Source organism: Pseudomonas sp. m6p, from assembly GCF_055760375.1.
On the sequence record NZ_CM147084.1, the window covers coordinates 3,975,503 to 3,997,162 of the forward strand.

Consider the following 21,660-nt stretch of genomic DNA (forward strand, 5'->3'; position numbering starts at 1 on the left):
TGTGTACCACCCGGTACAAAATCCAAATACCCAGGACAACTAGCTCCTTGAGTCTGTACCAGCCGGTACACCGACCGGCTTTACAGTCCAAGGAGTGAGCCCATGATCGGTAGCGTCAGCAACTACACGAGCTATACCAGCACCAGCAGCACCCAGAACGCCCGCAGCCAGCAACTGCAAAAGCAACTGTTCGCCAGACTCGACAGCAACGGCGACGGCGCGGTGGACCAGGACGAACTGAAAAGCGCCCTGTCGCAGAAGTCCGACGACGGTTTGCTGGTCAACCTGAGCAAGCAATTCGGCGACCTGGACAGCGACGCCAGCGGCAGCCTCAGCGCCGAAGAAATGACCGCCATGGCGCCCCCTCCGGCGCCCAACGACCAGGCCCCGAACACCGACCTCGCCGACGCCCTGATCAGCGCCCTCGACACCGATGGCGACGGCGCCATCAGCAGCGACGAACTGAGCAACGGCCTCACCAGCGCCGGCAGCAGCGCCGACAGCAACCAGATCTTCTCCGCGCTGGACAAGAACAAGGACGGCACCGTCAGCCAGGACGAACTCACCACCAGCCTCACCCCGCCACCACCGCCACCGCAGCAAACTTCCAGTGATGAACTGTTCAGCCAACTGGATGCCGATGGCGACGGCAGCATCAGCGCCACCGAACTGAGCAGCGCGCTACAGACCCGCGACAACACCTCAACGAACAGCACCGACACCAGCGCCGCACTGCTCAAGGTACTGGACAGCGACAGCAGTGGCGGCGTGAGCAGCGATGAACTGAAAGCGGCGTTGCAGGTCGGCCGGGAACGTCCGCCTGAAGAAAGGACCGCCAGCACCCAGACCACCAGCGAAGCGCTGAACCGGATGATTGCCAACTTGAGCAAGCAGTATTCGCTGGACAATGCTGCGCCGGTGGGCAAGTACCTGAATGTGGCGACTTGAGTTGATGGGGTGATGAGTGATCGTTTCCATGCAGTGGTGTGGGAACGGTCATTTGACTACAGCGAGAAGAGAGTGTTGCCTGAGAGGGCCTCATCGCCAGCAGGCTGGCTCCGACCGTGGGAATGGGTGTGATCAGTTAGAGATTGGTCGGCTGTCAGTCCGCCTTCGCTGGCAAGCCAGCTCCCACAGGTGGATTGGGTGGGTTCAGTTGGAGATTGGTCGGCTGTCAGGCCGCCTTCGCTGGCAAGCCAGCTCCCACAGATGGATTGGGTGGGTTCAGTTGGAGATTGGTCGGCTGTCAGGCCGCCTTCGCTGGCAAGCCAGCTCCCACAGATGGATTGGGTGGGTTCAGTTGGAGATTGCTCTGCTGTCCGGCCGCCTTCGCGAGCAAGCTCGCTCCCACAGTGGAAATGAGTGTATTCAGTTGGAAATTGGTCGGATGTCAGGCCGCCTTCGCTGGCAAGCCAGCTCCCACAGTGGGGATGGGTGCGGTCTGTTGGAGATTGGTCGGCTGTCAGGCCGCCTTCGTGAGCAGGCTCGCTCCCACAGGTGGAATGGGTGTGTTCAGTTGGAAATTGGTCGGCCCATAGGCCGCCTTCGCTGGCAGGCTGCCCCCCACAAAAAAGCAAAGCAGTCCAGGCAGACTGCATGCTTTTCACCACTCAACAGGATGAGCGTTAGCTCGACTGCAGCTCTTGATCTTGCCGTGCCGGCCCCATCGGCAGGCTGAGTGGAGGGGTTTATCCGGGGGTGGGAGCGCAGCGACGTTTGGCGAAGCCAAACACATCGAGAGGAGGTGCAGCGAAGCAAACCGGAGGCGATGCCCCCGGATGAACCCCGCAACGAAGGTACCCGAGCCACGGCGAGGGCCGTACGCCGGGGCCAAGACCTTTGGTTACTTTGGGGCGTTTGCCAAAGTGACTCGCCGTAAGGGCGAAACCGCCAGCCGCAACACCCGAAGCAACGGATATGCCCACAACCCCAAAAAAGCCTGCCGCAACGCCTAAACCCGAGCCTGACTCTTGCTCCAATCCGTCAACAAACTATAAGCCACCGCCAACAACGTAGGCCCGATAAACAGCCCGATAAACCCAAACGCAATCAACCCGCCAAATACCCCAAGCAACACAATCACCAACGGCAGATTCCCGCCCCGGCTGATCAGATAAGGCTTCAACACGTTATCCACGCCACTGATGATGAATGTGCCCCAGATCCCGAGAAACACCGCCATCCCGTACTCGCCCTTCCAGGCCAGCCAGGCCGTCGCCGGAATCCACACCAACGGCGGCCCCATCGGAATCAGGCTCAACAGGAACGTCACGATCCCCAGCACCAGCGCCCCCGGAACCCCGGCAATCAGGAACCCGATCAACGCCAGAATCGCCTGCGCCGCTGCCGTACCGATCACCCCGTTGACCACCCGCTGCACAGTACCGGCCACCAGCTCGATGTAATACCCGGCACGCTCACCAATCAGGCGCTCCAGCAGACCGTGCACAAATGCCGCCAGTCGCGGCCCGTCGCGATAGAAAAAGAACACGAAGACAATGCTCAGGGTCAGCTCGAGGATCCCGCCGCCGATCTGCGCACTGCGCGCGAGCAACCAGTTGCCGACCTGCCCCAGATACGGCTTGATCGACACCATCAGCGCGGCGCCCTGCTGATCGATGCTGTTCCAGACCCCGACCAGCCGCTCGCCGACCAGCGGCACGCTGCCGAGCCAGGCCGGTGCTTCCGGCAGGCCGTCGACCTGTACATCCTTGATGAACGCCGTGGCATCGCGCACGTGATCGGCCAGGTTGAACCCCAGCCACACCAGTGGCGCCGCCACCAGCAGCATCCAGCCGAGGGTCAAAATAGCCGCAGCGAGCGATTCGCGGCCATTGAGCCAACGGGTCAACAGACGCATCAGCGGCCAACTGGCGAACGCCAGCACCGCACCCCAGAACAGCGCCGACCAGAACGGCGCCATCACCCAAAGGCTGGCACCAAACAGCACCAGCAAGAGGATCTGCACCAACAGCCGATCATTATTGAGCATGTAAAGTCTCGAAGAAGTCAGTCGGACAAAGAGTAGGCGAACACGCCATGCGTGCACGTCGGATGCAGCTTATCGCAACAGATCAATGCGCAGGCCAGCGCCGTCGGCGCTCCCCGCCTCCATCCGCGCCGCGCGCACGCCCTGACCGATCAATGCCTGACGCCAGGCCTCGGCCTTCGGCCCGGCAATCGTCACGCGCAGGGTGGTGTCGAGGTTCAAGCCACGGGAAATCAGTCGTAGCCAGGTGTCATCCGGGTCTCCGGTCAGCTTGGGAAAGTCCAGTTCACCGGTGCTTTTGAGCTGTCGCAACAGCGTCGCCGAGGTCGGAAGCAACTCGCCCAACGGCGCGCCCGCTTCGAACTGTTCGACATGCAGGTAGGCTTTACGATTGCCACGGGTGATGCTGTAGAGCGCCACCAAGGTGTTGTCCTTCGGTGCGGCCAGATGCAACAGCAGATAGGCCTGTTGCTCGTCGGCACCGTACAGCTTGGCATTGCCGAACACTTCATTGGCCCACAGGCTGCTTTCGCCACAGTCGCGGGCCTGGCACCAGAACAGCAACTCGGCGTCCTGCTTTTGCAGGGCTTCGCGAGCAGCAGTGAAGGCTTCGGTGGCGGAGTGCTCCGGGGGCAACTCGTAGGTGACCGAAGTGGTCTGGCCGCGCGCGGTGACCTGGCCGTCGAAGCGCAACTGGCCGCTGATCTTGCGAATCGAGCCCAGCGGATAGATCCGCTCGAGCTCCACCGGAGGGCGATAGTCGACAATCTGCGCATCGGCCAGGCGCGGCACGATCTGCAGATCCTGGCTGCCCGGCACATCGGCAGCGAAGAGAACGGGACTGAAACAGCACAGCGCCAACAGACTGAGTGACCGCATAGTCAGGCTCATCGGATCGGCATGGCTTGGCGGGTCGGGGTCGCAGCGGTATAGAAATCCATCGTGTTTGTCTCCCATTTCAACCCGCCCAGCCTCGACAGTTGCCCGGTGCAAGTCAAGGAATGGCGAAGAAGCGATTGAAACAGTCTGCGACAAGGTCGGCACCGGACTCATCGTTCAGGTGCAAATGATGCCCGCCCGCCAGCTGTTCCTGGCTAAAGGGTAGACGCTCCAGCAACTCCGGATGTCTGGCCAGCATGCCGTCGGCAGCCACCACCAGTTGCGCCGGACAGGTGATGCGCTGGACGAACGCCATCGCCTGCTCCTGCGTCAGGCGCAGCGGTGATGGCAGGGTCAGGCGATTGTCGGTGCGCCAGGTATAACCGCCGGGCACCGGCATCAGACCGCGTTGCGCCAGCAGTTCGGCGGCTTCGCGACTGACCGCCACCAAGCCCTTCATCCGGGCTTCGATGGCACGATCGAGGGTGTTGTAGACCGGTTTGCGCTTCTCGCGCAGGTCCAGCTGCGCCTGCAAGGCCATGCCCATACGCTCGGCAGCGTTTTCGCCTTTGTCTGTAGGCGGAATAACCCCATCGATCAGCGCCAGATGGCTGATGCGCTCTGGCAATGAACCGGCCAGCACCAGCGAAACAATAGCGCCCATCGAATGCCCGAGCAGGCCAAAGCGTTTCCAGCCGAATTGCTCGGCGACCTGCAGCACATCATGGGCATAGTCCCACAACGCATAACCGGCGCCGTTGGGCCGATGCCCGGAATGCCCATGCCCGGCCATGTCCAGGGCAATGATGCGCAGGCCTTTGAGCCTCGGCGCCAGGCGCGCGAAGCTGTTGGCGTTGTCGAGCCAGCCATGCAGGGCGATCACTGGCAGACCGTCCTCGGGGCCGAACAAGTGCGCCGCCAGTTCGATATGCGGCAGGCTCAGGCGCACTTCTTCGAAGGTCGGGCTCATGCGCAGTCCTTCTGCTGGCGGCGCTCCCAACGCGTAAACAGCTCTTTGAGCAGGCGCGCGGTGTCTTGCGGACGTTCGAGCGGGAACATGTGCCCGCCGGGCATGCTCAGGGCTTCACCCTGGGGCAGGCGCCCGACGAACCGCGTGTGATGACGCATGACCACCCGGCTCTTGTGCCCGCGCACCACGGCCAGCGGCACTTTCAGCTGACGAGTGCGACCGGGACTGGTGTGCGGCACGCCGCGATAGATGCTGATTTCAGTGGCCGGATCAAAGCGCAGACGCAGCTTGTCGCCGACCGTATGCAATCCGTGCTGCAGGTAGGCATCGAAGCATTCCGGATCGAAACCGCGAAACAGGGTCTTGCCGGCAAAGTAGCTGCGCGCCGTGTCGAGGTCGGCGAACTCTTCGCGCCGCCCCAACGTACGTCCGGCCGGGGTCAGTTTGTCGATGAAGCCGAAGCGCTTGGCCGCGCGGATCACCCACTGGTCTGTGCGAGTCAGCACCGGCGAGTCGAGCATGACCACGCCGCGATACAGCTCTGGGCAGCGCAATGCGGCGTGCAGGTGCAACACGCCGCCAAACGAATGGCCGACGCCCCACACCGGCTGATCCTGTTGCTGCAGATGGTGGATCAGTTCGTCGACCAGGTTGTACCAGTTATCGTCCGCCGGAAACCGTGGGTCATGGGCATGCACGTCCAGATGCGCAACCCGGTACTCGGGCGCCAGCGCCGCGAACAACTTGCCATAGGTGCCCGAGGGAAACCCGTTGGCGTGGGTGAAAAAGATCGGTTGCGACATGCGGACTTATCCATGAACGGGAAAACGTGATGTTGATTGTCCGTAAGACCGGGATCGGCAGCAATGACCATAACTGCCAGAAAGGGTGGTGGAGATGTCGTGAAAGCAAAAGATCGCAGGCTGCGCCAGCTCCTGCATTGGAATCGCTTACATTCTGTAGGAGCTGGCGCAGCCTGCGATCTTTTGATCTTATGGATCGTCACCGCAGCGGCGGCTGCTCACCCAACGGCACCACCGCCATGGTCAAACGCGAGACGCAACTGGCCTTGCCTTCATCGCTGGTCAGGCGAATGTCCCAGACATGCGTGGTGCGACCGATGTGAATTGGCGAAGCCACTGCGGTCACCCGCCCGCTGCGCAAACCGCGCAGATGGTTGGCATTGATCTCCAGCCCCACGCAATAGAATTTGCTGGCATCGATGCACAGGTAACTGGCCATGGAACCGACGGTTTCCGCCAGCACCACCGAAGCGCCGCCGTGCAGCAGACCATAAGGCTGATGGGTGCGGTGGTCGATGACCATGCTCGCCGTCAACGACGCTTCGTCGAAGGACTCAAAGCGGATATCCAGCACTTCGCCGATAGTGTTTTTCTGGATTGCGTTCAACTGCTCGATGTTCGGAGTGGTGCGCCACAAGGTCATCGCAGGCTTCCTTTGTTGTTTTGATCGTCACTCAATCCTGCCACAGCACCGCCTCGCTGCGCGCGCTCCATTCTTCAAACCGCGCACCGTAAGTGTCTTCGATGACGTTGCGCTTGATCTTCAAGGTCGGCGTGAGAAAGCCGTTTTCCACCGCCCAGCTGTCCTTGACCACCACCAGTCGGCGCAGGCGCTCGTGCTTGTCGAGCACGGCGTTGACCTCTTCGAGCAGCTTCTCCAGGCTCGAATGCAGACTCGCCCGCGCCTCCTCCTGATTGACGTTCGACAGCACGCACAAGCCCAGCGGCGCACTCAGGCCATCGCCAACCACGCAGACCTGTTCGATCCGCGAATGCACCGCCAGCCGGTTTTCAATCGGCGCCGGGGCCACGTATTTGCCTTTGCTGGTCTTGAAGATTTCCTTGAGCCGGCCGGTCAGGCGCAAGCGCCCCTCGGCATCCTGCTCGCCCTTGTCGCCGGTACGCAGGAAGCCGTCTTCGGTGAGGGTCTCGGCGGTTTTCTGCGGCTCCTTGAAATAGCCGAGCATGTTCGCCTGACTGCGCACCTGCACCTCACCGGATTCGTCGATCCGCACCTCGACCTCCGGGCACGGCTTGCCGATCCAGCCTTGCTTGTACTGACCCGGCAGGCAGATGTGCGAATAGCCGCAACTCTCGGTCATGCCATACACCTCCAGCACATCGAGGCCGAGTTTCCGATACCAGCTGAGCAGGGTCTGCGGCACCGGTGCCGCACCGGACAGGGCAACGCGCAAGGCATCAAGGCCCAACCCGACCAACACCTTGTGCCCGACCCGTTTACCAATGAATGGCAGGCCAAGCAGGAAATCCAGGCGCTTGGCCGGGATCTTGCCGTACACCCCCATCTGGAATTTGGTCCAGATGCGCGGCACGCCGAACATCGCCGTGGGCCGCGCCCGCTGCAGATCGGTGATGAAGGTGTCGAGGCTTTCGGCAAAGAACACGGTTTGCCCGGTATAGATCGCAGCCAGTTCAACGAACATTCGTTCGGCGACATGGCACAGCGGCAGGTACGACAGCAGGCGGTCTTGCTCGTTGAGCCCGAACAGTTGCGTGCCGCGAGTCGTGGCAAAGCCCAGATTGGCAAAACTGTGCATCACGCCTTTGGGCAACCCGGTGGTGCCGGAGGTGTAGATGATGGTCGCCAGTTGTTCGGCCGCCGGGCGTGGATCGTCCTGGACCGGCGAGCTCCTTTGCAGGTCATCCCAACTGAAATCGAACTCGCCGGGCGGATGCAGCGGCAGACTGATGGTTGGCAAATCCGCCGGCACACCGACCGACATGCCCGGCCAGTCATCGAGCTTGCCGATGATCGCCAGCACGCTTTCTGAATGTGTCAGGACCTGATTCACCGAGTCTGCCGTGAGGTTGGGATACAGCGGCACCGAGACGTGTCCGGCCATCCAGATCGCCAGATCGGCAATGATCCAGTGCGCGCAGTTTTTCGAGATCAGTGCAATGTGGCTGCCTTGCGGCAATTCCCGTGCGCGCAGCCAGTGCGCGGCGCAACGGGCCTGATGCCCGACATCGGCCCAGGTCAGCGTCTCGACCTGCCCGCCGCCGATGGGCTGCACCAGAAAACGCTGGCGCGGATGCCGGGCCTCACGCTCGTAGAACACGTCCAGCGGCAAACGGAAGGCGGCAGACATGCGACTCGCTCCTGTTTTTTGGGTCTGGAGCAAGCGTAGTCAACCAAGCAAGTGCTTGGTTGGATTTTTTACCAAAAGAAACAAGATCAAAAGATCGCAGCCTGCGGCAGCTCCAAGAGAGCTCTGTGCAGGCTGCGATCTTTTGCTGTTAAGGGTGCTTGAGGCTGTTGAGGGTCATCGAGCCAATCAACAACTCAGGACTTTCCAGTTCGGCCAGGCCAGCGGTGCTGACCTTCTCCGGCGGATAACCGGCGCCGTGCTGCAGATAGCTGAGCAGATTGCCCACCAGCGGGTTATGGCTGACCAGCAGCACATTGCTCACCGACACCAGTTGATCCGCCACCTTGTCCGGATCGCTCTCCGGCGTCAGCCAATCGACGGTGCGGATCTCCGGCTCGAAACCCAGAGCCTCGCGAACGATCTGCGCAGTCTGTTGTGCGCGCAGATAAGGGCTGGCGTAAATTGCCGTCAGCGGCTGACCGATCAATCGGGCTGCGCTGCTCAAGGCCTCTTGGCGACCGTGCGCGGTCAGTTCCCGTTCGGAGTCGGGGCACGAGCCATAAGGCACGGCCTCACCGTGACGTAATACCCAGAGTTTCATAGCTTGGGTTCCTCATCGCGGGCCGGATGCGGGGCTGGCGGCACGGCGTGCGGCGCCTCGCCTTCCGGGGCACGCGGGGTCGGCCAGTCGGCGAACGGCCAGGGTTTCTGGTCGCTGTGAAAGCTGCCGAAGCGGCCGATCTGCGCGAGGAACTGGCTCAGGCTGTCGCCGAAATTCATCAGGCTGGCGCTCGGCGCGCCGTAAATCAAACGATAGATCAGTTGCACCAGCACCACCGCGCCGAGGATGAACTGCGCCACTTGCCAGACCAGCACGTAGACGATCATCCACAGCACCCGCAGGAGGATGGATTCGTACTTGGCTTCGGTTTTCGGATCGTTCATGGCTCGCTTCCTGTTGAATCAGTTGAAACCGCTGGTGGAAATAAAGTCGACGTCGGTTTTCGGCTCGGCCCGCATCAGTAGACCGATCACCTGCTCCAGCGTGCGTCCTTCAAACAGGATCGCATGCAGCCCGGCGACCAGCGGCATGTACACGCCAACCTCCTGGGACTTGGCCTTGAGCACTTTCAGGGTGTTGACCCCTTCAGCGACTTCGCCCAGACGCGACACGGCTTCATCAAGACTCAAGCCCTGACCGAGGGCAAACCCGACCTGATAGTTGCGGCTTTTGGGTGACGAGCAGGTCACGATCAAGTCACCGACCCCGGCCAGACCGAGGAAGGTCATCGGGTTGGCGCCCTGGTTCACCGCGAACCGGGTCATCTCGGCCAGGGCGCGAGTGATCAGCATGCTCTTGGTGTTCTCGCCCATCTCCAGCGCTACCGCCATGCCGGCAATGATCGCGTAGACGTTTTTCAACGCGCCGCCCAGTTCGACACCGAAACGGTCAGCACTGGCGTAAACGCGGAAGGTGCGACCATGCAACGCAGCCTGTACCGCTTTGCAGAGTTCTTCGTCTTCGCTGGCAACCACCGTAGCGGTCAGCGCGTGCTCGGCGATCTCCCGCGCCAGGTTCGGCCCGGACAGCACGCCGATGCGCGCCTGCGGGGCGATTTCTTCGAGGATCTGGCTCATCAGTTTGAAGGTGTGGGCTTCGATGCCCTTGGTCAGGCTGACCAGCATCTTGCCACTCAGGCGCTCGGCATGAGCGGCCAGCACCGTGCGCAGGGCGCTCGACGGCAGCGCGACGAAGCACAGCTCGCAGGCGTCGAGGGTGGCCTGCAGGTCCGTGACCGCAGTCACCCCCGGCAGGATCTTGATGCCTTTGAGGTAACGCGGATTCTCGCGATTGACCCGGATGGCCTCGGCCTGCTCGGGGTCGCGCATCCACTGCAGGACTTGATGGCCGTTCTCGGCCAAAAGATTGGCCACGGCGGTACCAAAACTTCCGCCTCCCAGGACCGCAATCGGGCGCTGTTCAGTCATATGCAATCCGTTAATCCATACCAGTGGCGATGCCGGCATTATACGGGGCGTCCGGGTCGCGGCCAGCCCCTGCGTCAATTACCGACACTTGTAGGAAGAAGACCAATAAAGCCGAGGAAAATGCCCGCATCGTGACTGGAAAAGTCACTGTCCTCGGTTAACATGCGCGCCAATTCTTTGTGATCAAGGCTGTGTCGTGTCTTTTGGCTCTCCCCCCTCACGTTCGTCCCTGTTGCTGGCGCTGCTGTTCAGCCCGGTGTTGCAGGCGGACGACCTGTTTGTCGACAGCGAAACGCTGCCGCAGGTGCTGACGGCCACACGCCTGAAACAGACACCGGCGGAAGTGCCGGGGAGCATGACCGTACTCGACAGTGAACTGATCAACGCCAGTGGCGCCCGCGACATCAGTGAGTTGCTGCGGCTGGTGCCGGGAATGATGGTCGGCAACATCGGCGGCAATCAGGCGGCGGTCAACTATCACGGGACCAACGCCAGCGAAGCGCGGCGCATGCAGGTGCTGATCGATGGCCGCTCGGTGTACCGCGCGGGCCTGGCCACGGTGGACTGGAGTGATATTCCGGTGGCCATGGAAGACATCGAGCGGATCGAGGTTTTCCGTGGGCCGAACACGGTCAGCTACGGCGCCAACGCGCTGATGGCGGTGGTCAACATCATCACCCGCAACCCGGCAGACAGCCACGGCACACGCCTGAAGTACACCCGCGGCCAGCGCGGCATTAACGATTTCTATGCCAGCCAGGGTACGGGCTGGAACGGCGGCGACTTGCGCCTGTCGCTGTCCGGCCAGGAAGACGATGGCTTCGACAGCGACCGCACCGGCGCCGATTACCGCGACAGCCGCCGTTTGAACCGCTTCAGCCTCGCCGTCAGCCAGACCCTGAGTGACAACCAGAGCCTCGACTGGCAGGTCAATGCCAAGGACGGTACCAACCAGCGGCCTTATACCTACCGCCCGGTGTTCTCGGGGATTACCGCTGCCGGGAACAATTCCGACGTGGTCGCCAAGGATTACGCCGGCTCGGTGCGCTGGAATCTCGACATCAATCCGCAACATAGCCTTTATATACAAGGCTCGGCGCAGCACTGGGATCGCCAGCAAGTGTGGCGCGCCTGCGATGCCGAAGTGTCGTTCAGCCCGCAACTGACCCAACTGTGGCAGCTCAACCCGAACTACACCGAACGCCTGGCGCGCAACATCACCCGCTTCACCGGCCCCGGTCCGGAAGCCGGAACGCCACAGGAAATGGCCTTGGCCAATCAAGTGCTGGATCAATGGCGCAACGGTGCCAGCCAGACCTTGTGTGGCGACATCGATCAAAGCGCCCGCGAATCACGCTACGATCTGGAATTGCAGGACACGCTCAGCCTGTCCGACAGCCTGCGGCTGGTCAGCGGCATGAACTATCGTTACGACCGGGCCGACTCCGAGACCTACTTCAACGGCACGCTGGACGACACCACTTGGCGTGCGTTCGGCCAATTGGAATGGCGTGCCAGTGAACACTGGCTGTTGCAGGGCGGCGCCATGTTTGAAAACACCCAACTGATCGGCAGTTCGCTGACGCCCCGTTTCGCCGTCAACTATCTGATCAACCCACGCCATGGCCTGCGCGCGGTGTACTCGGAGGCGATCCGCTCGCCGGACATGTTCGAGAACAATGTCAACTGGAGCTATCAGGTGAGCAACCTGCGGCCGTCCGCCTATGGCCAGTCTTCGGCGCGCTACTTCGTCAAGACCCGCGGCCCGGGCAATCTCGACCAGGAACACATGCGCTCGCGCGAGTTGGGCTACAACGGCTATTTCGCCGAGCTGGGCCTGGCCGTGGACGTGAAGCTGTTCTACGACGAAATCACCGGAATGATCAGCGAGCCGCTGCGCAACAACCAGTACATCGCCAGCAACGCCAACAGCTCACGCTTTCGCGGCAGCGAAACCCAGCTCGACTGGCGCCTGAGCATGATCGATCGCCTGCGCTTCACTTACGCCTTCGTCGATGCCGAAGCGAGCAATCCGCTGGATCAGCAATTCACCTCGCGCAACAGCGGTTCTGCCGGCTGGCTGCGTGATTGGGGCCACGGCTGGAACAGCGCCCTGTTCTATTACGGCGACAACGCGCTCAACGGCTACCGCTTCGAACGGGTCGACACGCGCATCGCCAAACGCATCCCGCTGGGCAAGGCGCAACTGCAACTGGCCGGCGTGCTGCAGCAGCGGCTCGACAACCAGCCGACCACTTTCGTCGACAACAATTACGACGAACGCCGGGTGCTGTACTTCAGCGCCGAGCTGGAGTTCTAGGGTGCGCTACGCCACGGCAAACAAGACGCCCACCCTTGGCCACTGGCTGGCGGGTGCCTGTCTGTTCTTGACCGCGTGGCTGCACGGCGTGGCGGTGCAAGCCGCCGATATCCTGTTGACCGGTGCCGAAGAAAGCCCCGGGGTACAAGCCTTCGTCCAGGCCCTGAGCGAGCTGCGCCCCACCGACAACGTGCGGTTTCAGCCGCTGGCCAGCCTGCCGGCGCCGGGCAAGTTGCCGGGCAATTTGCGGATGATTCTGCTCGACCTGCCCAGTCTCGATTGGCGCCTGCAAGAGTCTCAGGGGCCGGCGACGCTGGTGTTGCGCATCAGTCGTCTGCAAGCGCGCAAACGCCTGGGTGCCGCACAACCACCGCACTTGAGTCTGCTGTGGAGCGATCCGCCGCTGGGGCGGCAACTGCAACTGATTCGGCGGATTCTGCCGCAGGTGCGGCGGGTCGGCGTGCTGTTCGACCAGCACAGCGAATTCCTGCTCAAGGAGCTGCATCAGGCCGCAGCGCCGCTGAATCTGCAAATCGTCAGCCAGCGCTGGGACAACACCCAGGACAGTCGCCCGCTGCAAAGCGTGCTGAGAAACAGCGAGGTGCTGCTGGGCCTCGACGATCCCGATCTGTACAACCCGAAAACCGTGAAAAACCTGTTGCTCAGCAGTTACTCCCGGCAAGTGGCACTGGTCGGGCCGAACGTTGCGTTCGTGCGTGCCGGCAGCCTCGCCAGCACTTACAGCGATCAGCCCGACTGGCTGGCGATCCTTGACGGGTTGCTGGATCGTCCCCCGGCGACGTGGCCGCGCGCGCTCTACCCCGATCGCTTCAAGGTCTCAAGTAATGTGCAGGTCGCTCGTTCCCTGGGTATCGAGCCAATCGATGAAGCATCTGTCGCCCGCCAGTTGGCTGAAGGAGAAAGCCACCCATGAATCTGCGTCGCCGCTGGGACATCAACACCCGCACGCAATTGATCAGCCTCGGCCCGGCCCTGCTGCTCACGCTGCTGCTGATCAGTTTCTTTACCTTCGTGCGGATTCAGGATTTACGGCAGGAGCTCAATCACACCGGGCAACTGATCGCCAATCAACTGGCGCCCGCCACCGAGTACGGGGTGATTTCCGGCAACAACGAAGTGCTGGAAAGCCTGCTCAAAGCGACCCTGGCCACACCAAACGTGCGTTTTCTGGAAGTACAGGACAGCGCCAACCGGATCCTGGCCTACGTAGAACAGGCCGCCGATGCGCACAACCGCCCGCATCAGGTCGAGGTGTTTCAGGCCCCGGTGCGCCTGCAACGGATCGCCCTCAACAGTGATTTTTTCCACGACGCCAAAGCCAGCAATAACGTGACCAGCGAGGACTATCTGGGCCGGGTGATCGTCGGCCTGTCCAACGATGCCTTCAGTCAGCGTCAGCAGGAAATTCTGTTCAAGGCCGGGATTCTGGCGTTGTTCGCCCTGCTCTTCACGTTTGTGCTGGCGCGGCGTCTGGCCGGCAGCCTGTCGGCGCCGATCCGCGATATCGGCAACGCGGTCAAGGCGATTCAGCAAGGCGACTACAAGACCCCGCTGCCGATTGTCGATGACACGGAACTGGGCGCCCTGTCGCAGCACATCAACAACCTCGCCCAGGCACTGGAACAGGCCAGCCGCGAACAGCATCAGGCGATGGCGCAACTGATCCAGACCCGCGAAGAAGCGGAAAAGGCCAACAATGCCAAATCCGATTTCCTGGCGATGATGAGCCACGAACTGCGTACGCCCATGAACGGTGTGCTGGGCATGTTGCAGTTGCTGGAAACCACGGACATGACCGAGGAGCAGATCGAGTACGCGGCGCTCGCTTCGGAGTCGACCGAACATTTGCTGAAAGTCATCAACGACATCCTCGATTTCTCGCGGATCGAACGCTCGGAGCTGGAGCTTGAGCACATCCCGTTCAACCTCGCCGACCTGATCGGTGCGTGTGCCCATTCGTTCCAGCACAGCGCGGTGCAACGTGGCCTGGCCCTGAACCTGCGGATCCCCGAGGACATGCGCGCGTTGCAGGTGCAGGGCGACCCGACGCGGATCCGGCAGATTCTGGTTAACCTGGTGGGCAATGCCTTGAAGTTCACCGAGCGTGGCCGGGTCAGTATCGAAGCGCAATGGCAGGCGCTGGATCACGAACTGCTGTGGTTCACCTGTTCGGTGCGTGACAGCGGCATCGGCATCTCCTCGGAAAGTCTGGAGTTGATGTTCAACGCCTTCCAGCAGGCCGACAGTTCGATTTCCCGGCGCTATGGCGGCACCGGCCTCGGCCTGCCGATCGCCCGCACCCTGGCCGAACGCATGGGCGGAACGTTGCGCGCACAAAGTGAAGAAGGCCTGGGCTCGGTGTTCACCCTGGAAATCCCGCTGGCTTTATATAAGCAGTCGCTGCCGCAATTGGTGGCACCGCGCGCAGCCAATGGCAACGGGCATGGCGAGGGGCGCAATGTGCTGCTGGTGGAGGACAATCCGGTCAACCAGACGGTCATCGAAGCCATGCTGCGCAGCCTCGGCTTTACTGTCAGCGTCGCCACCGATGGCGCGCAGGCGGTGCGCAGCGCTGAAGGCAATGATTTCGAAGTGATTCTGATGGACTGCCGGCTGCCGATCATCGACGGCTATGAGGCGACCCGGCAGATTCGCCAACTGCCTGGACGCGGCGAGGTGCCGATCATCGCACTGACCGCCAACGCGCTGCAGGGCGACCGCGAAACCTGCCTGTCGGCGGGCATGAACGATTACCTGGCGAAGCCGTTCAAACGCAATGACCTACAACAGATTCTGCAGCGCTGGGTGCAGTAGTGACGGTTTTTCGACCATCTGCGACTGGCGTGAAAAGCGAAAGTGCGGCAGTCTTAGGCACCCGAACGAGCCTCAAAAGAGGCTTGAATAAAAATTTCAGTGCACAAGTGTACATTCATGTCCTTGGTGCTGTGACTTTCACCACAACGCAATAGTCTATGAGTAGGCTGCCGGTACGAGGCATGAACGCGTCGATCGGCCGGGAAGATTTGCCCCACCTGCCGCATGGGATTATTGAGGAGCTCGCATGACCAAACAAAACGCCTTTACTCGGGAAGACCTGCTGCGCTGCAGTCGCGGTGAGCTGTTCGGCCCAGGTAACGCGCAACTGCCCGCCCCGAACATGCTGATGGTGGATCGCATCACCCTGATCAGCGAAGAAGGCGGCAAGTACGGCAAAGGTGAATTGGTCGCCGAGCTGGATATCAACCCTGACCTGTGGTTCTTCGCGTGCCACTTCGAAGGCGATCCGGTGATGCCGGGCTGCCTCGGTCTGGACGCCATGTGGCAACTGGTCGGTTTCTTCCTGGGCTGGCAAGGCCTGCCGGGCCGTGGCCGTGCGCTGGGTTCGGGCGAAGTGAAATTCTTCGGCCAGGTCCTGCCGACCGCCAAGAAAGTCACCTACAACATCCATATCAAACGCGTCCTGAAGGGCAAGCTGAACCTGGCCATCGCCGATGGTTCGGTGACTGTCGACGGTCGCGAAATCTACACCGCCGAAGGCCTTCGCGTCGGCGTGTTCACCTCCACTGACAACTTCTAAGGGTTATTCGCATGCGCCGCGTCGTTATCACTGGTCTGGGCATTGTTTCGTGCCTGGGCAATGACAAAGAGACCGTCTCCGCTAACCTGCGTGCAAGCCGCCCTGGCATCCGGTTCAACCCGGAATATGCTGAAATGGGTCTGCGTAGCCAGGTTTCCGGCTCCATCGACCTCAACCTTGAAGAACTGATCGATCGCAAGATCTATCGTTTCGTCGGCCACGCAGCGGCTTACGCCTACCTGGCCATGAAAGACGCCATTGCTGACTCCGGCCTGACCGAAGAGCAAGTGTCCAACCCGCGTACCGGCCTGATCGCCGGTTCCGGCGGCGCGTCGACCCTGAACCAGATGGAAGCGCTGGACATCCTGCGCGAGAAAGGCGTGAAGCGCGTCGGCCCATACCGTGTAACGCGGACCATGAGCAGCACCGTTTCCGCATGCCTGGCCACGCCGTTCAAGATCAAGGGCCTGAACTACTCCATCGCGTCTGCCTGCGCCACCAGTGCTCACTGCATCGGTACCGCCATGGAACAGATCCAGATGGGCAAGCAGGACATCGTCTTCGCCGGTGGTGGTGAAGAAGAGCACTGGAGCCAGTCGTTCCTGTTCGACGCGATGGGCGCCCTGTCCAGCAAGCGCAACGACACCCCGGAACAAGCTTCCCGCGCCTACGACGCCGACCGTGACGGTTTCGTCATCGCTGGCGGTGGCGGCATGGTCGTGGTTGAAGAGCTGGAACATGCGCTGGCCCGTGGCGCCAAGATCTACGCCGAAATCGTTGGCTACGGCGCAACGTCCGACGGCTACGACATGGTTGCCCCAAGCGGCGAAGGCGCGATCCGCTGCATGCAGATGGCGATGTCCACCGTCGACACCCCGATCGACTACCTGAACACCCACGGCACTTCGACTCCGGTCGGCGACGTCGCGGAAATGAAAGGTGTGCGCGAAGTGTTTGGCGACAAGGCGCCTGCGATCAGCTCGACCAAGAGCCTGTCCGGTCACTCCCTGGGCGCCGCTGGCGTTCACGAAGCGATCTACTGCATGCTGATGATGGAAGGCAACTTCATCGCCGGTTCCGCCAACATCGACGAGCTGGACCCTGAAGTGGCCGATCTGCCGGTGCTGACCAAGACCCGCGAGAACGCCACCATCAACACCGTGATGAGCAACAGCTTCGGCTTTGGCGGCACCAACGCCACGCTGGTACTGAAGCGCTGGGAAGGCAAGTAATTCCCCAGGCTTGCGCCACACAGGAAAACGCCCCGACTGGTTCGGGGCGTTTTTTTGGCCTGCAGAAATGACTGAGTAATGCATAAGCCCTGTAGGAGCTGCCGAAGGCTGCGATCTTTTGATCTTCTCTTCTAAAAATCAAAGTCAAAAGATCGCAGCCTTCGGCAGCTCCTACATGGGATTGCGTCAGGCTGAAAATGAAACTTCTGTCATGAAACTCCCCGCCCTGCGACCGAATGTCGCGGATTACGCGGGCTGCAGCACTGTTGCAAAAACCGCAACAACACCTTGCGCAAATCAAGCGTTTACTTAGCAAGCTAACAAATCATATAAAAGAGTCCTGCACACGCCTTGCTGCAGATAACTTGAGATTTGGAGCTAGCAGATGACTGTAAAAGTAACTGAACGCGACGATTCACACATGTCCCATGAAGGCGTAGCCGCCGGTGTACGGATCTGGGATGTGCATCAACAAGACTTGCTGGTCGGCATGTTCCACAACGAGATCGACGCCCACAACTACAAGGCCGAACTTGAACTGCAGGAACAGCAGCGGGATCTGAAATCCGCTTAGGCGAATATTGAACCTGTGGCGAGGGAGCTTGCTCCCGCTGGACTGCGCAGCAGCCCCTGCTTTAAAACAAGGGCCGCTCCGCGCCCCGGCGGGAGCAAGCTCCCTCGCCACAGTTTGTCGTTATTACAGCTTTATCGGTTTACCACATCAGGTCATCAGGGATCTGATAGGCCGCGTACGGATCGTCCTCGGCATTGACCTCTTCGGTCTGCACGTTGAGCTGCACGATACGCTGCGGGTCGCGCTCCTGGATCTTCAGGGCCGCTTCACGGGGGATCACTTCGTAACCGCCGGCATGGTGCACGATCGCCAGCGAACCGCTGCTGAGCTTGTTGCGCATCAGCGTGTTGACCGAGATGCGCTTGACCTTCTTGTCGTCGACGAAGTTGTAGTAGTCCTCAGTGGTCAGCTTCGGCAGACGCGAGACTTCGATCAACTGCTTGACCTGCGCGGCACGGGCCTTGGCCTCGGCCTTCTCCTGCTGCTGACGGTTCAGCTCCTGGTCGCGCTTGACCTTCTCGGCCATCGCTTCCTGAGCGGCGCGCTGCTGCGAATCATCCAGTTCGGCCTGCCCTTTGTGGGCCAGGCGTTGCTGCTTTTGCTTGTCTTTGCTGACCTGCTTGGCCTGCTTTTGGTTGACCAGGCCTGCTTTGAGCAACTGGTCGCGAAGGGAAAGGCTCATTAATGCTTACTCACTTGGGCAACGGCTCAGCCGCAGCTGGGCAGATTCTTTTCCTGGCGTTTGGCTTCACCCCACAGGGCGTCCAATTCTTCGAGGGTGCAATCTTCCATGGGACGACGGGTGTCGCGCAATGCCTGTTCGATAAAACGGAAACGTCGTTCAAACTTGGCGTTGGCGCCACGCAGCGCGGTTTCCGGATCGACCTTCAGATGCCGGGCCAGATTGACCACGGAAAACAGCAGATCGCCGATCTCGTCGGCCACCGCTTTGGGATCATTTTCGGACATGGCCTCGAGCACTTCATCGAGCTCCTCGCGCACCTTGTCCAGTACCGGCAGGGCATCCGGCCAGTCGAACCCGACCTGCCCCGCACGTTTTTGCAACTTGGCCGAACGCGACAGCGCCGGCAATGCGGCGGGCACGTCATCGAGCAGTGACAGCTGCTCGGGCGCGGCAGATGTCTCGGCGCGTTCTTCGGCCTTGATCTGCTCCCAGCGCTGCTTGACCTGTTCTTCGCTCAGGCGCGGCACATCCAGCGGCGCATACAGATCGCCGGTGGGGAAGACGTGCGGATGACGGCGGATCAGCTTGCGGGTGATGCTGTCGACCACCCCGGCAAATTCGAAGCGCCCTTCTTCCCGGGCCAACTGGCTGTAATAGACCACCTGAAACAATAGATCGCCCAGCTCGCCCTGCAAATGATCGAAGTCACCGCGCTCGATGGCGTCAGCCACTTCGTAGGCTTCTTCGAGGGTGTGCGGGACGATGGTTGCGTAGGTTTGCTTGATGTCCCACGGGCAACCGTACTGCGGGTCGCGCAGGCGGTTCATCAGGTGGAGCAGGTCTTCAAGGCTGTGCATCATTTTTCTGTCTCACCACAAAACCATTGTGGGAGCGAGCCTGCTCGCGAAAGCGGTGTGTCTGCAACAACCTTGTCGGCTGACACACCCTCTTCGCGAGCAGGCTCGCTCCCACAGAAAAACGACATCACGGGGTACGGTTACGCCGCGTTTCGATGATGTTCGGCAACTGCGAAATCCGCCCCAGCAAACGCCCCAGCGCATCCAGCCCCGGAATCTCGATGGTCAGGGACATCAGCGCGGTGTTGTCCTCCTTGTTCGAGCGGGTGTTGACCGCCAGCACGTTGATCCGCTCGTTGAGCAGCACCTGCGAGACGTCACGCAGCAGACCGGAACGGTCGTAAGCGCGGATGACAATGTCCACCGGATAGGTGAGCACCGGCACCGGGCCCCAGCTGACCTGGATGATCCGCTCAGGCTCGCGCCCCGCCAGTTGCAACACCGAGGCGCAGTCCTGACGGTGGATGCTCACGCCGCGGCCCTGGGTGATGTAACCGACAATCGCATCGCCCGGCAGCGGCTGGCAGCAGCCGGCCATCTGCGTCATCAGGTTGCCGACGCCCTGGATCTGGATGTCGCCGCGCTTGCCCGGCTTGTAACCGGTCGCCTTGCGCGGAATCAGCTCCAGCTGTTCGTTGCCGCGTTCCGGCTCGACCAGTTGCTGCGCCAGGTTGACCAGTTGCGCCAGACGCAGGTCGCCGGCACCGAGGGCAGCGAACATGTCTTCGGCGGTTTTCATGTTGGCCTTTTCGGCCAGCTTGTCGAAATCCACCGCCGGCAGACCGAGGCGATTGAGTTCGCGCTCGATCAGGGTTTTACCCGCCGCGACGTTCTGGTCACGGGCCTGCAACTTGAACCAGTGAACAATCTTCGCCCGCGCCCGCGAGGTGGTGACATAGCCCAGGTTCGGGTTCAGCCAGTCGCGGCTCGGCGTACCGTGCTTGCTGGTGATGATCTCGACCTGTTCACCGGTCTGCAGGCTGTAGTTGAGCGGCACGATCCGCCCGTTGATCTTGGCGCCACGGCAGTTGTGACCGATCTCGGTGTGCACGCGGTAGGCAAAGTCCAGCGGTGTCGCGCCTTTCGGCAAGTCGATGGCGTGGCCGTCCGGGGTGAAGATGTAGACCCGATCCGGTTCGATATCGACTCGCAGCTGTTCGGCCAGACCACCGATGTCGCCCAGCTCTTCATGCCACTCGAGGACCTGACGCAGCCAGGAGATTTTCTCTTCATAGTGGTTGGAGCCGGATTTGACGTCGGTGCCCTTGTAGCGCCAGTGCGCGCACACGCCCAGCTCGGCCTCCTCGTGCATGGCGTGGGTACGAATCTGCACCTCAAGCACCTTGCCCTCCGGACCGATCACCGCAGTGTGCAGCGAGCGGTAGCCGTTCTCTTTCGGGTTGGCGATGTAGTCGTCGAACTCTTTCGGGATGTGCCGCCACAGGGTGTGGACGATGCCGAGCGCGGTGTAGCAGTCGCGCATTTCCGGCACCAGCACGCGCACCGCGCGCACGTCGTAGATCTGGCTGAACTCCAGACCCTTGCGCTGCATTTTGCGCCAGATCGAATAGATGTGCTTGGCCCGGCCGCTGATGTCGGCGTCGACGCCGGTGGCCTGCAATTCATCCTTGAGCTGGGTCATCACATCGCTGATGAACCGCTCACGGTCCAGCCGCCGCTCGTGGAGCAGCTTGGCGATCTGTTTGTATTGATCGGGTTCCAAGTAACGGAAGGACAAGTCCTCCAGTTCCCACTTGATATGGCCGATGCCGAGTCGGTGCGCGAGCGGCGCATAGATGTCGAAGACTTCCCGGGCGACGCGGTTACGCTTCTCGTCGTCAGCGGTTTTCACTGCGCGAATGGCGCAGGTACGTTCGGCCAGTTTGATCAGCGCGACGCGGACGTCGTCGACCATCGCCACCAGCATCTTGCGCAGGTTTTCCACCTGGCCCTGGGTGCCCATCACCATCGACTGGCGCGGGCTGAGGCTGGCACTGATCGCCGCCATGCGCTGCACGCCGTCGATCAGCTTGGCCACCACCGGACCGAAACGCTGGCTGATGGCCGCGAGTTCAATCTGGCCTTCACGCACGCCGCGGTACAGCACCGCCGCGACCAGCGAGTCCTGGTCGAGCTTGAGGTCGGCGAGAATCTCGGCGATCTCCAGGCCCGTACTGAAACTGCCGCTGCCCTCGGCCCAGAGGTTCTTCTTGGCATTGGACTGCTGTTCGGCCTCGCGAGCGAACTCGCAGGCTTCTTTCAAGGCTTCGCGATCCAGTGCCATGTCGACACTGACCGCGTGATCGAGCCAAGCCTCGAGATTGATACTGCCGTCGGTGTTGATCGGCTGGTGTGCTCTCACCTGTACCATGCTGCTTTACCTTCCCTACGACGCAGATTCAATGCGTCAAATCGCTGATCCCTAATGCCCGTT

Annotated in this window: 19 protein-coding genes; 7 read left to right on the forward strand and 12 right to left on the reverse strand. The window is 61.4% G+C overall.

Features of this window, described 5'->3' with window-relative positions; genetic code table 11:
* Positions 1 to 102: 102 nt before the first annotated feature.
* Positions 103 to 948, forward strand: a complete 846-nt coding sequence (gene xopAW / locus ACYZUM_RS18040; RefSeq protein WP_473060963.1) for a XopAW family type III secretion system calcium-binding effector — start codon at positions 103 to 105, stop codon at positions 946 to 948.
* A gap of 1,003 nt (positions 949 to 1,951) precedes the next feature.
* On the opposite strand, the gene ACYZUM_RS18045 is transcribed toward xopAW, so the two are convergent.
* From ACYZUM_RS18045 to ACYZUM_RS18085, 9 genes are all read right to left on the reverse strand, one after another.
* On the reverse strand, positions 1,952 to 2,992 hold the full coding sequence (locus ACYZUM_RS18045; protein WP_047295744.1) for an AI-2E family transporter: 1,041 nt from the start codon (positions 2,990 to 2,992) through the stop codon (positions 1,952 to 1,954).
* A gap of 69 nt (positions 2,993 to 3,061) precedes the next feature.
* On the reverse strand, positions 3,062 to 3,868 hold the full coding sequence (locus tag ACYZUM_RS18050) for a DUF4892 domain-containing protein (protein ID WP_473060964.1): 807 nt from the start codon (positions 3,866 to 3,868) through the stop codon (positions 3,062 to 3,064).
* Between the two features lie 115 nt (positions 3,869 to 3,983).
* Positions 3,984 to 4,838, reverse strand: a complete 855-nt coding sequence (locus ACYZUM_RS18055) for an alpha/beta hydrolase (protein ID WP_473060965.1) — start codon at positions 4,836 to 4,838, stop codon at positions 3,984 to 3,986.
* A complete protein-coding gene (locus ACYZUM_RS18060) occupies positions 4,835 to 5,641 on the reverse strand; it encodes an alpha/beta fold hydrolase (protein WP_473060966.1) in 807 nt (268 codons plus the stop codon). The genes ACYZUM_RS18055 and ACYZUM_RS18060 overlap by 4 nt, the downstream gene beginning before the upstream one ends.
* A gap of 199 nt (positions 5,642 to 5,840) precedes the next feature.
* Positions 5,841 to 6,284, reverse strand: coding sequence for a hotdog fold thioesterase (locus ACYZUM_RS18065; RefSeq protein WP_473060967.1), 444 nt, complete (start codon positions 6,282 to 6,284; stop codon positions 5,841 to 5,843).
* Between the two features lie 31 nt (positions 6,285 to 6,315).
* Positions 6,316 to 7,971: an AMP-binding protein gene (locus tag ACYZUM_RS18070; RefSeq protein ID WP_473060968.1), complete on the reverse strand. Its 1,656-nt coding sequence runs from the start codon at positions 7,969 to 7,971 to the stop codon at positions 6,316 to 6,318.
* Between the two features lie 148 nt (positions 7,972 to 8,119).
* The gene (sixA, locus tag ACYZUM_RS18075) at positions 8,120 to 8,572 is read right to left on the reverse strand and encodes a phosphohistidine phosphatase SixA (RefSeq protein WP_041067483.1); all 453 of its coding nucleotides are present in this window, start codon (positions 8,570 to 8,572) and stop codon (positions 8,120 to 8,122) included.
* On the reverse strand, positions 8,569 to 8,916 hold the full coding sequence (locus ACYZUM_RS18080) for a DUF4389 domain-containing protein (RefSeq protein WP_007968953.1): 348 nt from the start codon (positions 8,914 to 8,916) through the stop codon (positions 8,569 to 8,571). The genes sixA and ACYZUM_RS18080 overlap by 4 nt, the downstream gene beginning before the upstream one ends.
* An 18-nt stretch (positions 8,917 to 8,934) precedes the next feature.
* Complete coding sequence (locus ACYZUM_RS18085) at positions 8,935 to 9,960, reverse strand: NAD(P)H-dependent glycerol-3-phosphate dehydrogenase (RefSeq protein WP_047295760.1); 1,026 nt, start codon at positions 9,958 to 9,960, stop codon at positions 8,935 to 8,937.
* 196 nt (positions 9,961 to 10,156) lie between these two features.
* On the opposite strand from ACYZUM_RS18085, the gene ACYZUM_RS18090 reads away from it, so the two are divergent.
* From ACYZUM_RS18090 to ACYZUM_RS18115, 6 genes are all read left to right on the forward strand, one after another.
* Positions 10,157 to 12,280 carry a TonB-dependent receptor plug domain-containing protein gene (locus tag ACYZUM_RS18090; RefSeq protein ID WP_473060969.1) on the forward strand — a complete coding sequence of 708 codons (2,124 nt, stop codon included), beginning with the start codon at positions 10,157 to 10,159 and terminating at the stop codon, positions 12,278 to 12,280.
* Position 12,281: 1 nt separating this feature from the next.
* Positions 12,282 to 13,214 carry an ABC transporter substrate-binding protein gene (locus ACYZUM_RS18095; RefSeq protein WP_473060970.1) on the forward strand — a complete coding sequence of 311 codons (933 nt, stop codon included), beginning with the start codon at positions 12,282 to 12,284 and terminating at the stop codon, positions 13,212 to 13,214.
* Entirely contained in the window at positions 13,211 to 15,115 is a 1,905-nt protein-coding gene (locus ACYZUM_RS18100; RefSeq protein WP_473060971.1) for a response regulator, read from the forward strand. The genes ACYZUM_RS18095 and ACYZUM_RS18100 overlap by 4 nt, the downstream gene beginning before the upstream one ends.
* A gap of 247 nt (positions 15,116 to 15,362) precedes the next feature.
* Positions 15,363 to 15,878, forward strand: a complete 516-nt coding sequence (gene fabA / locus ACYZUM_RS18105; protein WP_003227150.1) for a 3-hydroxyacyl-[acyl-carrier-protein] dehydratase FabA — start codon at positions 15,363 to 15,365, stop codon at positions 15,876 to 15,878.
* Positions 15,879 to 15,889: 11 nt separating this feature from the next.
* Positions 15,890 to 17,110: a beta-ketoacyl-ACP synthase I gene (gene fabB, locus ACYZUM_RS18110; protein ID WP_003227152.1), complete on the forward strand. Its 1,221-nt coding sequence runs from the start codon at positions 15,890 to 15,892 to the stop codon at positions 17,108 to 17,110.
* 385 nt (positions 17,111 to 17,495) lie between these two features.
* On the forward strand, positions 17,496 to 17,684 hold the full coding sequence (locus tag ACYZUM_RS18115; RefSeq protein ID WP_003227153.1) for a hypothetical protein: 189 nt from the start codon (positions 17,496 to 17,498) through the stop codon (positions 17,682 to 17,684).
* Between the two features lie 139 nt (positions 17,685 to 17,823).
* Here the strand turns inward: ACYZUM_RS18115 and ACYZUM_RS18120 are convergent, their stop codons facing one another.
* The 3 genes from ACYZUM_RS18120 to relA form a co-directional block, all read right to left on the reverse strand.
* Complete coding sequence (locus ACYZUM_RS18120; protein WP_007968960.1) at positions 17,824 to 18,366, reverse strand: DUF2058 domain-containing protein; 543 nt, start codon at positions 18,364 to 18,366, stop codon at positions 17,824 to 17,826.
* Between the two features lie 26 nt (positions 18,367 to 18,392).
* A complete protein-coding gene (gene mazG / locus ACYZUM_RS18125; RefSeq protein WP_473061361.1) occupies positions 18,393 to 19,226 on the reverse strand; it encodes a nucleoside triphosphate pyrophosphohydrolase in 834 nt (277 codons plus the stop codon).
* Positions 19,227 to 19,353: 127 nt separating this feature from the next.
* A complete protein-coding gene (gene relA / locus ACYZUM_RS18130; protein ID WP_473060972.1) occupies positions 19,354 to 21,597 on the reverse strand; it encodes a GTP diphosphokinase in 2,244 nt (747 codons plus the stop codon).
* Positions 21,598 to 21,660 lie beyond the last annotated feature (63 nt).

Excerpts from the sequence above, each read along its gene's own strand:
- xopAW (WP_473060963.1), top strand. The coding sequence starts at position 103 with ATGATCGGTAGCGTCAGCAACTACACGAGCTATACCAGCACCAGCAGC.
- ACYZUM_RS18070 (WP_473060968.1), bottom strand. The coding sequence starts at position 7,971 with ATGTCTGCCGCCTTCCGTTTGCCGCTGGACGTGTTCTACGAGCGTGAG.
- sixA (WP_041067483.1), bottom strand. The coding sequence starts at position 8,572 with ATGAAACTCTGGGTATTACGTCACGGTGAGGCCGTGCCTTATGGCTCG.
- ACYZUM_RS18100 (WP_473060971.1), top strand. The coding sequence starts at position 13,211 with ATGAATCTGCGTCGCCGCTGGGACATCAACACCCGCACGCAATTGATC.
- ACYZUM_RS18055 (WP_473060965.1), bottom strand. The coding sequence starts at position 4,838 with ATGAGCCCGACCTTCGAAGAAGTGCGCCTGAGCCTGCCGCATATCGAA.
- ACYZUM_RS18085 (WP_047295760.1), bottom strand. The coding sequence starts at position 9,960 with ATGACTGAACAGCGCCCGATTGCGGTCCTGGGAGGCGGAAGTTTTGGT.
- ACYZUM_RS18050 (WP_473060964.1), bottom strand. The coding sequence starts at position 3,868 with ATGCGGTCACTCAGTCTGTTGGCGCTGTGCTGTTTCAGTCCCGTTCTC.
- fabB (WP_003227152.1), top strand. The coding sequence starts at position 15,890 with ATGCGCCGCGTCGTTATCACTGGTCTGGGCATTGTTTCGTGCCTGGGC.
- ACYZUM_RS18060 (WP_473060966.1), bottom strand. The coding sequence starts at position 5,641 with ATGTCGCAACCGATCTTTTTCACCCACGCCAACGGGTTTCCCTCGGGC.
- relA (WP_473060972.1), bottom strand. The coding sequence starts at position 21,597 with ATGGTACAGGTGAGAGCACACCAGCCGATCAACACCGACGGCAGTATC.
- fabA (WP_003227150.1), top strand. The coding sequence starts at position 15,363 with ATGACCAAACAAAACGCCTTTACTCGGGAAGACCTGCTGCGCTGCAGT.
- mazG (WP_473061361.1), bottom strand. The coding sequence starts at position 19,226 with ATGCACAGCCTTGAAGACCTGCTCCACCTGATGAACCGCCTGCGCGAC.
- ACYZUM_RS18045 (WP_047295744.1), bottom strand. The coding sequence starts at position 2,992 with ATGCTCAATAATGATCGGCTGTTGGTGCAGATCCTCTTGCTGGTGCTG.
- ACYZUM_RS18115 (WP_003227153.1), top strand. The coding sequence starts at position 17,496 with ATGACTGTAAAAGTAACTGAACGCGACGATTCACACATGTCCCATGAA.
- ACYZUM_RS18065 (WP_473060967.1), bottom strand. The coding sequence starts at position 6,284 with ATGACCTTGTGGCGCACCACTCCGAACATCGAGCAGTTGAACGCAATC.
- ACYZUM_RS18080 (WP_007968953.1), bottom strand. The coding sequence starts at position 8,916 with ATGAACGATCCGAAAACCGAAGCCAAGTACGAATCCATCCTCCTGCGG.
- ACYZUM_RS18120 (WP_007968960.1), bottom strand. The coding sequence starts at position 18,366 with ATGAGCCTTTCCCTTCGCGACCAGTTGCTCAAAGCAGGCCTGGTCAAC.